The organism is Enterobacter sp. R-25 (genome assembly GCF_049913205.1).
GTDB lineage: Bacteria > Pseudomonadota > Gammaproteobacteria > Enterobacterales > Enterobacteriaceae > Enterobacter > Enterobacter ludwigii.
Genome location: NZ_CP183982.1, coordinates 4,260,429 through 4,272,439 on the forward strand (window position 1 = coordinate 4,260,429; position 12,011 = coordinate 4,272,439).

Below are 12,011 nucleotides of genomic sequence, written 5' to 3' on the forward strand. Positions count from 1 at the left end.
GAAACCTTTTATTGCACAGCAAACTGCTGGCGAACCTTACGCATCAGCAGGAACAGCCACGGCCAGAGCACACCGTTTACTACACTACTCCAGAACACTTCCGGTCGGAAAGAGACGTTGATCACTAAAAACTCTGCCCAGAAAACAACGATATCCGCAGCAAGCGACAACAACATCACCACCAGCGCCTGTTGCCAGAGCGCGAGGTTACGAAAGAGCTGGAATTTAAGTGCGACGAGGTACGCAATAATACTCATGGACAAGGCGCGCACGCCAAGCGTAGAGCCACTAATGAGATCCAGTATGGCACCCATCACAAAACCTGTGCCGACATTTACGCGGTGCGGCAGGGCAAGGATCCAGTAGAGCAAAATGAGCAATACCCAGTTTGGCCGGAAAACGAGAATGTCGTCCGGCCAGGGCATGATTTGCAGTAACAGCGCAATGAGAAATGAGAGCCAGATAACCCAGCGTCCCTGGCTACGGTAACTTGCCACTACTGCCCTCCCGAGGAGAGTTTAGGCGGTGGCGGTGCATCCGGCAGCGGCTGCGTTAGCCCCGTAGCAGGGGCCGGTACTGGCGCAGGGGGTCCCATGGCATCCGGTGCCGGCAGAACCTGCGGCATCATTTGCATCAGGCGTTCATTCGCGACGCGATGAACATCTTCAGGCGTCATGGGGTTAGCACCATTGCGGTCGGCGCCCCACAGCAGCAGCAGGTAGCGAAGACGCTGTAAACCCGCGGTTGGACGCGCCTGAATCACGGTATAGGCACGCTGCGTATCAAGCTTCACCGAAGAGACAACCGCAACCGGATACCCTTCAGGGAAACGTCCACCCAGACCCGACGTCACCAGAACGTCGCCCACACGAATGTCCGTGTTAGCCGGCAGATGTTCCAGCTGGAGATCGTCGGTACACCCGTTACCGGCCGCGATGACGCGAATGTCATTACGCAGTACCTGAATCGGCAACGCATGCGTGGCATCGCAGATCAGCAGAACGCGGCTGGTCAGTTTGGCCACAGCAACAACCTGGCCTACAACGCCTTTATCACTGATAACAGGCTGACCTTCATACACACCGTTCACGCTTCCTTTGTCGATCACAACCTGATCGCTGTAAGGATCGTTGACGGTGGAGATCACCTGCGTCACCATCTTCTGCTCATCCTGACGCAGCGGCGAGCCAAGCAGCTCACGCAGACGCGCGTTTTCCTGCTTATATTGTCCCAGCATCAGCAGCTCGCTGTTTTTCAACAGCAGTTCCTGACGTAATGCCCGGTTTTCGAGTTCGAGTTGGTCACGTGAAGACAACGTTTGAGAAACGGAGTCGAGCAACTCACGGGGACCATTTGAAATAAAGTAGAAAGGACTGACGGCGGTATCCATGTACGTTCTGATCTGACTGAACGTACCGAGGCGGCTATCGGCAATAATGACCCCAAGCGCAACCAGGACCGCCAGAATGAGGCGAAACTGTAGCGATGGGCCACGGCTAAAAATTGGCTTCATAGGCTATGCGTATTCTCGTGTCAGAGAGAAAGGGTAGCGATACGCTACCCTTTCACAATGACTACTCTTCGCTGAACAAGTCGCCGCCGTGCATGTCGATCATTTCCAGCGCCTTGCCACCACCACGGGCGACGCAAGTCAGTGGATCTTCTGCAACTACGACAGGAATACCTGTCTCTTCCATTAACAGGCGGTCGAGGTTACGCAGCAGCGCACCACCACCGGTCAGAACCATACCTCGCTCGGAGATGTCAGACGCCAGTTCTGGTGGGCACTGTTCCAGGGCAACCATCACTGCGCTCACGATACCGGTCAGAGGTTCCTGCAGCGCTTCCAGAATTTCGTTGGAGTTCAGGGTAAAGCCGCGTGGAACACCTTCAGCCAGGTTACGGCCGCGAACTTCGATTTCACGCACTTCATCGCCCGGGTAAGCGGAACCGATTTCATGCTTGATACGCTCAGCGGTCGCTTCGCCGATCAGGGAACCGTAGTTACGACGCACATAATTAATGATGGCTTCGTCGAAACGATCGCCACCGATACGCACGGAAGAGGAGTACACCACGCCATTCAGGGAGATAACGGCCACTTCAGTGGTACCACCACCGATATCCACCACCATAGAACCGGTCGCTTCAGAAACAGGCAGACCCGCACCGATTGCCGCCGCCATTGGCTCTTCAATCAGGAACACTTCACGCGCGCCTGCACCCTGGGCTGATTCACGGATTGCGCGACGTTCAACCTGGGTGGCACCAACCGGCACACACACCAGAACACGCGGGCTTGGGCGCATGAAGCTGTTGCTGTGAACCTGCTTGATGAAGTGCTGAAGCATTTTTTCAGTCACGAAGAAGTCAGCGATAACGCCGTCTTTCATTGGGCGGATTGCGGCGATGTTGCCAGGGGTACGTCCCAGCATCTGCTTCGCGTCATGACCCACCGCGGCTACGCTTTTCGGCGAGCCGGCACGATCCTGACGAATGGCCACAACGGAAGGCTCATTCAATACGATGCCTTGTCCTTTAACGTAAATAAGGGTATTCGCGGTACCCAGGTCAATGGACAGGTCATTGGAAAACATGCCACGAAATTTTTTCAACATACTAAGGGATAATCCTGAAAGCTGGGGCGGAAAACAAAATCCGCTTACTTTACCAACCACACGCAGCAGCGACAAGGCGCAAAAATCATCTGCAGCGGTGAAAATTTGTGCAGTACGTATCCTGATGTTACAAATCTTTCCCTGATTCCCTCAGGGCTGAGTACACAGTAGCGTCCCTCACTGACATTTGTAACCCGCTAAAGGTCGTTCACTGGCTTTTTGCTCGTCATACTCAAAGCTACAGGCGCGATATTCTACGTGAAAACGGATTAAACGGCAGGTCAAACAGAGTATCTTTGCAAATATTTTTTCACATTGGTGTCAAGCGGCTGAGAGGAGGCAAAAAAATCCCCCTGACCGCCCGTCACACCGCGCTCTGTCAACATCTGCCATTCGCTTCTGGAGCGCACGCCCGTGGCAAAGACTTGTGTTCGCGTTCCCTTGCACGCTTCCACCAGACTCTGTACCAGCAGCTGGTTTTCCGTGCGCTTTTCAATGTTCCTTACCAGCCCCGGATGCAGCTTTAATAACTCCACATCCAGTTCCTTAATCCAGTTAGTACTGACCAGCGTTAAACCCGCCTGCGTGACCGCGACACGGGCACCTAGCGCATTAATCAACCGTACTACCGGACGTAACCGGCTGATGTGTTGACCCACATCCGCCTCAGCAAGTTCAAAAATAATGTGTTTGCGTTGCGATTTTTCGCATTGCATTAATGTATCACGCAACCAGCGCTGAAAACGCGGGCGAATTAACGACTCCACGGTAACCTGTAGCGCCAGGTTTTCTTCGGGCCAGAAGGATAAAAACGGCATGAGTCGGGTGATCTGCTGGCGGTCATACTCTTCAGAAAGCCCAAACTGCAGCACCATCGGCAAATATTCCGCGGAGATGACCTCTTCCGTACCGTCAAAAATACGGCACATCAGCTCACGATGATGAACGTTCCCGTTTTTCATCACCGCCGGTTTTTGATAAATGCGCGGCCCGCCGCGGCTGAGCATTTGTTCTATTAACGTTCGCCAGCGCACATTACCGCGCCCTTTTTCCGGTAACGAATCGTCGTATACTGCCCAGCCGTTAGCGCCCTGCAACACGGCGTTGCGGGTTGCCGCTTCAGCATGTTCCATCACCTGTTCCGTCGACTGGCCGCCGCGCCAGGCACAGATGCCCATATGAACCATATCGTCCCTGTCGAGCATTTTGCTCTGCGGCAGCGCATCCACCGCTTTCAGCAGCTGGCTGGCGATGCTTTCTGACTCTTTCAGCGTACGGTGAGGCAGCAGCACGGCAAAGTCGCTGCGGTGATAACGGGCCAGCAGCGCACCCGGATAACGCATAATAAAGGTTGAGAGCAGGTTGATCAGCGTAAAGAGATTCTCTTCCGCCACGCGCTGTCCCCAGGTATCGCGCAGCAGATCGAAATCGGGCAGGCGAATCATCATGACAACACCGTGCGTCCCGACTTTTTCCGGATCGTCCAGCAACGTGGCCAGTTGATTATCAAAGAAAAGACGGTTGTTCAGCCCGGTTTTATTATCCTGCGCAGCGTAAGAGCGGATCAGCGTGTCCATACGGCTGCGCTGGTCGCTGGCGAACTGAATTTCTGAGAGCAACATATCCAGCGCACTGCTGGCACGTGCAGGCCATTCATGGATCGAGCCACGCACCTGCGGGCCGCGTTCACCGTTCAGTATTCGCACGGAACGCATCTCCAGCAGTTCCTGACCAGAGAGCTGACGGCGCAGCCAGCGAACCGCGAGAAAAATCAGCAGGACAATAAACGCGACGGCGACGGTGAGCGGCGCGGTGGTCATCATCGAGCGGAAGTAGCTGGCCATCGGATCGAGGTAGACCATGTTTATGGTCATGCCCGGGTTTTTAAGGGAATGCACCGTCACTTCCCGGTACTGGCTTACCACGCCCGCAGGCCGATAGCTGTCCTGCCGGGCATGGCTTAAAACGTTATGCTTTCCCTGCAGAATGTCGATTTGGACAATATCGACAGGCACCATCAACTCATCCAGCTCGCGGGACAGCGCCGGCAGCGGGGTGGTGAGGAGACGATTATCAATCACCGACGCGACAGACTGCACCCGATTAACCAGCTTGTCCTGAATGGCGTTATAAAAGCTCAGAGAACAGCCAAGGAGCGTGACAAAAATGGTTAGCCCCGTCAGTAAGGTGATAAAAGCCGAGAACTTCGTCGTTAATCGCATCCTTGAGATAACTCCGTGGGTTGAGGGGGTAGCGAGTAAGCGCTAACTTGCATTTCAAATGCGGCATACTATCAAACCTGGCGTATCTGGCAATTTATTGCGTTAAATCGGCATTGCTTTTCCCTGAGGGAGTATAGTCTTCAGGAGCTATTTTCCAATCATCTGAGTCGTGAGGACCCTGTATGCAGGCTTTGATCTTAGAACAGCAGGACGGCAAAACGCTTGCCTCGGTGCAGGCCGTTGAAGAGAGCCGCCTGCCGGCAGGCGAAGTGACCGTCGACATCGACTGGTCCAGTTTAAATTATAAAGATGCGCTGGCTATTACCGGGAAGGGTAAAATCATCCGAAATTTCCCTATGGTGCCAGGTATCGATTTTGCGGGCCGGGTTCATGCGAGCGAAGATCCGCGCTTCCATGCCGGCCAGCAGGTGCTGCTCACGGGCTGGGGCGTGGGTGAAAATCACTGGGGTGGGCTGGCGACACAGGCGCGCGTGAAAGGCGACTGGCTGGTGCCGATGCCACAAGGCCTGGATGGTCGTAAAGCGATGATCATCGGTACCGCAGGCTTTACCGCCATGCTGTGCGTGATGGCGCTGGAAGATGCCGGTATTCGCCCTGAATCGGGTGAGATCGTCGTGACCGGTGCCAGCGGTGGTGTGGGCAGCACGGCGGTGACATTGCTGCACAAACTGGGTTACCAGGTTGCGGCAGTTTCCGGGCGCGAGAGCACCCACGCGTACCTGCGTCAGCTCGGCGCTAATCGCATCCTGAGCCGCGACGAGTTTGCCGAAACCCGTCCACTGGAAAAACAGCTCTGGGCAGGTGCGGTAGATACCGTCGGTGACAAAGTGCTGGCAAAAGTGCTGGCGCAGATGAACTACGGCGGCTGCGTGGCAGCCTGTGGTCTGGCGGGCGGTTTTGCCCTGCCCACCACCGTGATGCCCTTTATTCTGCGTAACGTTCGCCTGCAGGGTGTTGATTCCGTAATGACCCCGGCGGCGCGCCGCATTGCGGCCTGGGAACGTCTGCAGCGCGATTTGCCGGACACGTTCTTTACTCAGAGCGCAACCGAAATCACGCTTAGCCAGGCGCCTGAATATGCCAGCAAGATCATGGACAACCAGTTCCACGGCCGCGCGCTGGTGAAAATTGCCTAATCTTCAAATTTTCGTGACATATTCGCGCTAATCCCTCTCCTCCGTCATGCTTAGAAAAACGCATGACGGAGGATGCCATGAAAACCCGAAAACTGACGGAAGCCGACGTAACGTCGGAATCTGTCTTTATGTTACAGCGCCGCCAGATCCTGAAAATGCTTGGCATCAGCGCCACCGCACTGACGCTTTCCCCTGCGGCTCATGCCGACCTGCTCGACTGGTTTAAAGGTAACGATCGCCCGAAAGCCCCTTCTGGCGCCCCACTCACCTTTACGAAGCCCGCGCAGTGGCAAAACACACTGACGCTCACGCCGGAAGACAAAGTGACCGGCTATAACAATTTCTACGAATTTGGTCTCGATAAGGCCGATCCTGCGGCCAACGCGGGGAGTATGAAAACCGATCCGTGGACGCTGAAAATCGACGGTGAAGTGGCAAAACCGCTGACGCTGGACCATCACGATCTCACCACCCGTTTTCCACTGGAAGAGCGTATCTACCGCATGCGCTGCGTGGAAGCCTGGTCGATGGTCGTGCCCTGGGTAGGCTTCCCGCTGCATAAACTGCTGGCGATGGTTGAACCCACCAGCAACGCAAAATATGTCTCTTTCCAGACGCGCTACGCCCCGGACGAGATGCCGGGCCAGAAAGATCGGTTTATCGGCGGTGGGCTTGCGTATCCGTATGTCGAAGGGTTACGGCTCGACGAAGCGATGCATCCTCTTACGCTGCTGACCGTCGGTGTTTACGGCAAAGCACTCCCGCCGCAGAACGGCGCGCCTGTTCGCTTAACGGTGCCGTGGAAGTACGGTTTTAAAGGGATTAAATCTATCGTCAGCATTAAGCTCACCCGCGAACGTCCACCCACGACCTGGAACCTGGCGGCGCCCGACGAATATGGCTTTTTTGCCAATGTGAACCCGCACGTCGATCATCCCCGCTGGTCGCAGGCCACCGAGCGATTTATCGGTTCCGGCGGCGCGCTGGATGTGAAGCGTCAGCCGACACTGCTGTTTAACGGCTACGCTGATGAAGTGGCGTCGCTTTACCGTGGCCTTAATTTACGGGAGAACTTCTGAGTGCGTTTAACGGCAAAACAGATAACCTGGCTGAAAGTGCTGTTGCACTTAGCCGGGTTGCTTCCTTTTATCTGGTTATTCTGGGCCGCCAGCCAGGGGCTTTTTAGCGCTGATCCGGCAAAGGATATCCAGCACTTTACCGGTCGGATGGCTCTGAAATTTTTACTGGCGACCTTGCTGGTGTCACCGTTAGCGCGCTACGCTAAACAGCCATTATTGATACGCACCCGCCGGCTTTTGGGGCTATGGTGTTTTGCCTGGGCGACGCTCCATTTGACCAGCTACGCCTTGCTGGAACTGGGCGTTAACAACCTGGCACTGCTGGGCCGCGAACTGGTTACCCGTCCGTACCTGACGTTAGGTATCGTGAGCTGGCTGGTGTTACTGGCATTAGCACTGACATCAACGCAATATGCACAACGTACATTGGGCAGGCGCTGGCAACTGCTGCACAACTTCGTCTATCTTGTCGCGATCCTCGCTCCCATCCATTATCTGTGGTCGGTGAAGATCCTCTCCCCGCAGCCCATACTCTACGCGCTGCTGGCTGTGGCGCTTTTAGCATGGCGTTACAAGAAGTTCCGTCAGTGGTTGCGATAATTCGCGAAACTGTGCGTTTTCCCGCAGAATCCCTGTCAACCGCGAATCTTTTTCGGATAGCGGTTGATTATCTTCCCTGATAAGACCAGTATTTAGCTGCCAAATGCTACGAAATCGTTATAATGTGCGACTTTGGTTTACCCGACAGCGGTTTTAGGCCTCTGAAAAGGTGACAATCGTGCTTCGAAGGTATATTTTGTTTTTTACCGGAGAATCGCAGGAGATAGCGGCACAATGGCTGATAAGTTCCATATCTTAGTTTTAAACGGACCGAACCTGAACATGCTCGGCACCCGCGAGCCAGAGAAGTACGGCTCGCTAACATTGAGTGAAATTGTTAACCGTCTGAGCACGGAAGCAACGTCGCTGAATGTGGATTTGGATCATTTTCAGTCGAACGCGGAGTACGCAATCATCGACCGTATTCATCAGGCTAAAGACATTGTGGACTATATCCTGATCAATCCGGCCGCGTTTACGCACACCAGTGTTGCTATTCGCGACGCACTGCTCGCAGTGAGTATCCCGTTTATCGAGATCCACCTGAGCAACGTGCACGCCCGAGAGCCGTTCCGCCACCATTCCTATCTATCAGATATCGCCGCTGGCGTTATTTGCGGACTGGGCGCTGACGGCTATTCATACGCTTTACAGACAGCGGTAAAACGCTTGTCACAATCACACTAAACAAGAGTACGGAACCCACTCATGGATATTCGTAAGATTAAAAAACTGATCGAGCTGGTTGAAGAATCAGGCATCTCCGAACTGGAAATTTCTGAAGGCGAAGAGTCTGTACGCATCAGCCGTGCAGCCCCAGCCGCTAGCTTCCCGGTAATGCAGCAGGCTTATGCTGCGCCAGTGCAGCAGCCTGCGCTTTCCGCAGCCGTTGCACCAGCAGCTGAAGCCGCACCTGCCGCTGCAGCAGAAATCAGTGGTCACATCGTACGTTCCCCAATGGTTGGTACTTTCTACCGCACCCCGAGCCCGGACGCGAAAGCGTTCATCGAAGTGGGTCAGAAAGTCAACGCAGGCGATACCCTGTGCATCGTTGAAGCGATGAAAATGATGAACCAGATCGAAGCAGACAAATCAGGCACTGTGAAAGCGATTCTGGTCGAAAGTGGTCAGCCGGTTGAATTTGACGAGCCGCTGGTCGTCATCGAGTAACGAGGCGAACATGCTGGATAAAATTGTTATCGCCAACCGCGGCGAGATTGCACTGCGTATTCTTCGTGCCTGTAAAGAACTGGGCATCAAGACCGTCGCTGTGCACTCAAGCGCGGATCGCGATTTAAAACACGTATTGCTGGCGGATGAGACGGTCTGTATTGGCCCGGCTCCGTCCGTAAAAAGCTATCTGAACATCCCGGCTATCATCAGCGCCGCTGAAATCACCGGCGCGGTGGCAATTCATCCGGGTTATGGCTTCCTCTCTGAGAACGCCAACTTTGCTGAGCAGGTTGAGCGCTCTGGCTTTATCTTCATCGGCCCGAAAGCTGACACTATCCGCCTGATGGGCGACAAAGTGTCCGCAATCACCGCGATGAAAAAAGCCGGTGTTCCAACCGTACCGGGCTCTGACGGTCCTCTGACCGACGACATGGATGCTAACCGTGCTCATGCGAAACGCATTGGCTATCCGGTTATCATCAAGGCGTCCGGCGGCGGCGGCGGTCGCGGTATGCGCGTTGTGCGTAGCGATGCTGAACTGGCTCAGTCCATCTCCATGACCAAAGCGGAAGCGAAAGCAGCTTTCAGCAATGACATGGTGTACATGGAAAAATACCTGGAAAACCCACGCCACATCGAAATTCAGGTGCTGGCTGACGGTCAGGGTAACGCTATCTATCTGGCAGAACGTGACTGCTCCATGCAGCGTCGTCACCAGAAAGTGGTTGAAGAAGCGCCAGCACCGGGCATTACGCCGGAACTGCGTCGCTACATCGGCGAGCGTTGTGCTAAAGCCTGTGTCGATATCGGCTATCGCGGTGCGGGTACTTTCGAGTTCCTGTTCGAAAACGGCGAGTTCTACTTCATTGAGATGAACACCCGTATTCAGGTAGAACACCCGGTTACCGAAATGATTACCGGCGTTGACCTGATCAAAGAACAGCTGCGTATCGCTGCGGGTCAGCCTCTTTCCATCAAACAGGAAGAAGTTGTGGTCAAAGGCCATGCGGTGGAATGCCGTATCAACGCCGAAGACCCGAATACCTTCCTGCCAAGCCCGGGTAAAATCACGCGTTTCCACGCGCCGGGTGGCTTTGGTGTGCGTTGGGAGTCTCATATCTACGCGGGTTACACCGTACCGCCGTACTATGACTCCATGATCGGTAAGCTTATCTGCTACGGCGAAAACCGTGACGTGGCAATTGCCCGCATGAAGAACGCCCTGCAGGAGCTGATCATCGACGGTATCAAAACCAACGTTGAACTGCAGATGCGTATAATGAGCGACGAGCACTTCCAGAATGGTGGGACTAACATCCACTATCTGGAGAAAAAACTCGGTCTGCAAGAGAAGTAAGCGCGCAGTCACGCCAAAAAGGCCGGATAATCCGGCCTTTTTTTATTTCTGGGGATCGGAAAGCCCCATCATGTACAATCCCCACTTTATTCATCCACAAGGGACAAAAAATGGACAAGCGTTTTGTTCAGGCCCATAAAGAAGCGCGATGGGCGCTGTGGCTGACCCTTCTCTATCTTGCCGCATGGTTGGTGACCGCTTACTTACCTGACTCGGCTATCGGCATTACCGGCCTGCCTCACTGGTTCGAAATGGCCTGCCTGCTGGTGCCGCTGGTCTTTATCCTGCTGTGCTGGGCAATGGTGAAATTTATCTACCGGGATATCCCGCTGGAGGATGATGATGCAGCTTGAAGTCATTCTGCCGCTGGTCGCGTACCTGGTGGTCGTGTTTGGTTTGTCCGTTTATGCAATGCGTAAGAGGACAACCGGCACTTTCCTGAATGAGTATTTCCTCGGCAGTCGCTCGATGGGCGGTGTCGTGCTGGCCATGACGCTTACCGCCACCTATATCAGCGCCAGCTCGTTTATCGGTGGCCCCGGTGCAGCCTATAAATATGGGTTAGGCTGGGTGCTGCTGGCAATGATTCAGCTGCCTGCCGTCTGGCTCTCACTGGGTATACTGGGTAAAAAGTTTGCCATTCTGGCACGCCGTTATAACGCCGTGACGCTCAACGATATGCTGTTTGCGCGCTACCAGAGCCGTCTGCTGGTGTGGCTGGCAAGCTTAAGCCTGCTGGTCGCGTTTATTGGTGCAATGACGGTGCAGTTCATCGGCGGGGCACGTCTGCTGGAAACCGCTGCAGGGATCCCCTATGAGACGGGCCTTATCATCTTTGGGGTGAGCATTGCGCTGTATACCGCGTTTGGCGGATTTCGCGCCAGCGTGCTGAACGATACGCTGCAGGGGATGGTGATGCTCGTTGGCACAATCGTTCTGCTGGTGGGAATTGTTCACGCCGCAGGTGGTCTGAGCCATGCCGTTGAAACTCTGGAAGCGATTGACCCGAAACTGATTTCCCCGCAGGGTGCGGATGATATCCTTTCGCCAACATTTATGACGTCGTTCTGGGTGCTGGTGTGCTTTGGTGTTATTGGCCTGCCGCATACCGCCGTGCGTTGTATCTCGTATAAAGACAGCAAAGCCGTTCACCGGGGTATTATTATCGGGACGGTCGTTGTTGCAATCCTGATGTTCGGCATGCATCTGGCGGGTGCGTTAGGACGTGCGGTGATCCCCGACCTTACGGTTCCCGATTTGGTGATCCCGACCCTGATGGTCAAAGTGCTTCCGCCTTTTGCCGCGGGGATATTCCTCGCCGCGCCAATGGCCGCCATAATGTCGACCATTAACGCCCAGCTACTGCAGAGTTCCGCTACGATCATTAAAGATCTCTATCTGAACCTGCGTCCTGAGCAGGTTCAAAATGAACGACGCCTGAAGCGTATGTCGGCGGTGATTACGCTCGTTTTAGGCGCGCTGCTGCTGTTAGCCGCATGGCGTCCGCCGGAGATGATCATCTGGCTGAACCTGCTGGCGTTTGGCGGCCTTGAAGCCGTCTTCCTGTGGCCGCTGGTATTGGGCCTCTACTGGGAGCGCGCCAACGCTGCCGGTGCCCTGAGCGGCATGATTGTCGGCGGTGTGCTGTATGCCGTGCTAGCTACATTTAAAATTCAGTACCTGGGCTTCCATCCTATTGTGCCTTCGTTACTGTTAAGTTTACTGGCGTTTGTGGTCGGGAACCGTTTCGGTCAGCCTGTCCCACAGCCCGCTACGATTTCTACTGATAAATAAAGAGTTTTGCC

The 12,011-nt window shown here is 54.6% G+C and carries 12 protein-coding genes; 8 read left to right on the top strand and 4 right to left on the bottom strand.

Annotated elements, in window-relative coordinates; translation table 11 throughout:
• Nucleotides 1–8 precede the first annotated feature (8 nt).
• The 4 genes from mreD to csrD all read right to left on the bottom strand — a co-directional run bounded on the left by mreD (nucleotide 9) and on the right by csrD (nucleotide 4,840).
• The gene (gene mreD, locus ACN9MQ_RS20305) at nucleotides 9–497 is read right to left on the bottom strand and encodes a rod shape-determining protein MreD (RefSeq protein WP_014071997.1); all 489 of its coding nucleotides are present in this window, start codon (nucleotides 495–497) and stop codon (nucleotides 9–11) included.
• Nucleotides 497–1,513 carry a rod shape-determining protein MreC gene (mreC, locus tag ACN9MQ_RS20310; protein WP_014171860.1) on the bottom strand — a complete coding sequence of 339 codons (1,017 nt, stop codon included), beginning with the start codon at nucleotides 1,511–1,513 and terminating at the stop codon, nucleotides 497–499. Before mreC ends, mreD begins: the two co-directional genes overlap by 1 nt.
• Nucleotides 1,514–1,574: 61 nt before the next feature.
• Nucleotides 1,575–2,618 (bottom strand): rod shape-determining protein MreB, encoded by a 1,044-nt coding sequence (mreB, locus tag ACN9MQ_RS20315; protein ID WP_000913396.1) that lies wholly within the window; start codon nucleotides 2,616–2,618, stop codon nucleotides 1,575–1,577.
• Nucleotides 2,619–2,899: 281 nt separating this feature from the next.
• A complete protein-coding gene (gene csrD / locus ACN9MQ_RS20320) occupies nucleotides 2,900–4,840 on the bottom strand; it encodes an RNase E specificity factor CsrD (protein ID WP_073396292.1) in 1,941 nt (646 codons plus the stop codon).
• 182 nt (nucleotides 4,841–5,022) lie between these two features.
• Between csrD and ACN9MQ_RS20325 the strand changes: the two genes are divergently transcribed.
• From ACN9MQ_RS20325 to panF, 8 genes are all read left to right on the top strand, one after another.
• Complete coding sequence (locus ACN9MQ_RS20325; RefSeq protein ID WP_020883505.1) at nucleotides 5,023–5,997, top strand: MDR family oxidoreductase; 975 nt, start codon at nucleotides 5,023–5,025, stop codon at nucleotides 5,995–5,997.
• 77 nt (nucleotides 5,998–6,074) lie between these two features.
• A complete protein-coding gene (msrP, locus tag ACN9MQ_RS20330) occupies nucleotides 6,075–7,076 on the top strand; it encodes a protein-methionine-sulfoxide reductase catalytic subunit MsrP (protein WP_020883504.1) in 1,002 nt (333 codons plus the stop codon).
• Nucleotides 7,077–7,676, top strand: a complete 600-nt coding sequence (gene msrQ, locus ACN9MQ_RS20335) for a protein-methionine-sulfoxide reductase heme-binding subunit MsrQ (RefSeq protein ID WP_020883503.1) — start codon at nucleotides 7,077–7,079, stop codon at nucleotides 7,674–7,676. It begins immediately after the preceding gene.
• Between the two features lie 234 nt (nucleotides 7,677–7,910).
• On the top strand, nucleotides 7,911–8,363 hold the full coding sequence (gene aroQ / locus ACN9MQ_RS20340) for a type II 3-dehydroquinate dehydratase (RefSeq protein WP_047956178.1): 453 nt from the start codon (nucleotides 7,911–7,913) through the stop codon (nucleotides 8,361–8,363).
• Between the two features lie 21 nt (nucleotides 8,364–8,384).
• Entirely contained in the window at nucleotides 8,385–8,846 is a 462-nt protein-coding gene (gene accB / locus ACN9MQ_RS20345) for an acetyl-CoA carboxylase biotin carboxyl carrier protein (RefSeq protein WP_014171866.1), read from the top strand.
• A gap of 10 nt (nucleotides 8,847–8,856) precedes the next feature.
• Nucleotides 8,857–10,206, top strand: coding sequence for an acetyl-CoA carboxylase biotin carboxylase subunit (gene accC, locus ACN9MQ_RS20350; protein ID WP_020883502.1), 1,350 nt, complete (start codon nucleotides 8,857–8,859; stop codon nucleotides 10,204–10,206).
• A 110-nt stretch (nucleotides 10,207–10,316) separates the two neighbouring features.
• Entirely contained in the window at nucleotides 10,317–10,559 is a 243-nt protein-coding gene (locus ACN9MQ_RS20355) for a YhdT family protein (RefSeq protein ID WP_006178860.1), read from the top strand.
• Nucleotides 10,549–12,000 (top strand): sodium/pantothenate symporter, encoded by a 1,452-nt coding sequence (gene panF, locus ACN9MQ_RS20360; protein WP_020883501.1) that lies wholly within the window; start codon nucleotides 10,549–10,551, stop codon nucleotides 11,998–12,000. Before ACN9MQ_RS20355 ends, panF begins: the two co-directional genes overlap by 11 nt.
• The last annotated feature ends 11 nt before the right edge of the window (nucleotides 12,001–12,011 follow it).

What these genes read in the sequence shown, in the direction of transcription:
- mreC (WP_014171860.1), bottom strand. Translation starts at nt 1,513, where the DNA reads ATGAAGCCAATTTTTAGCCGTGGCCCATCGCTACAGTTTCGCCTCATT.
- mreB (WP_000913396.1), bottom strand. Translation starts at nt 2,618, where the DNA reads ATGTTGAAAAAATTTCGTGGCATGTTTTCCAATGACCTGTCCATTGAC.
- csrD (WP_073396292.1), bottom strand. Translation starts at nt 4,840, where the DNA reads ATGCGATTAACGACGAAGTTCTCGGCTTTTATCACCTTACTGACGGGG.
- ACN9MQ_RS20325 (WP_020883505.1), top strand. Translation starts at nt 5,023, where the DNA reads ATGCAGGCTTTGATCTTAGAACAGCAGGACGGCAAAACGCTTGCCTCG.
- msrP (WP_020883504.1), top strand. Translation starts at nt 6,075, where the DNA reads ATGAAAACCCGAAAACTGACGGAAGCCGACGTAACGTCGGAATCTGTC.
- aroQ (WP_047956178.1), top strand. Translation starts at nt 7,911, where the DNA reads ATGGCTGATAAGTTCCATATCTTAGTTTTAAACGGACCGAACCTGAAC.
- accB (WP_014171866.1), top strand. Translation starts at nt 8,385, where the DNA reads ATGGATATTCGTAAGATTAAAAAACTGATCGAGCTGGTTGAAGAATCA.
- accC (WP_020883502.1), top strand. Translation starts at nt 8,857, where the DNA reads ATGCTGGATAAAATTGTTATCGCCAACCGCGGCGAGATTGCACTGCGT.
- ACN9MQ_RS20355 (WP_006178860.1), top strand. Translation starts at nt 10,317, where the DNA reads ATGGACAAGCGTTTTGTTCAGGCCCATAAAGAAGCGCGATGGGCGCTG.
- panF (WP_020883501.1), top strand. Translation starts at nt 10,549, where the DNA reads ATGCAGCTTGAAGTCATTCTGCCGCTGGTCGCGTACCTGGTGGTCGTG.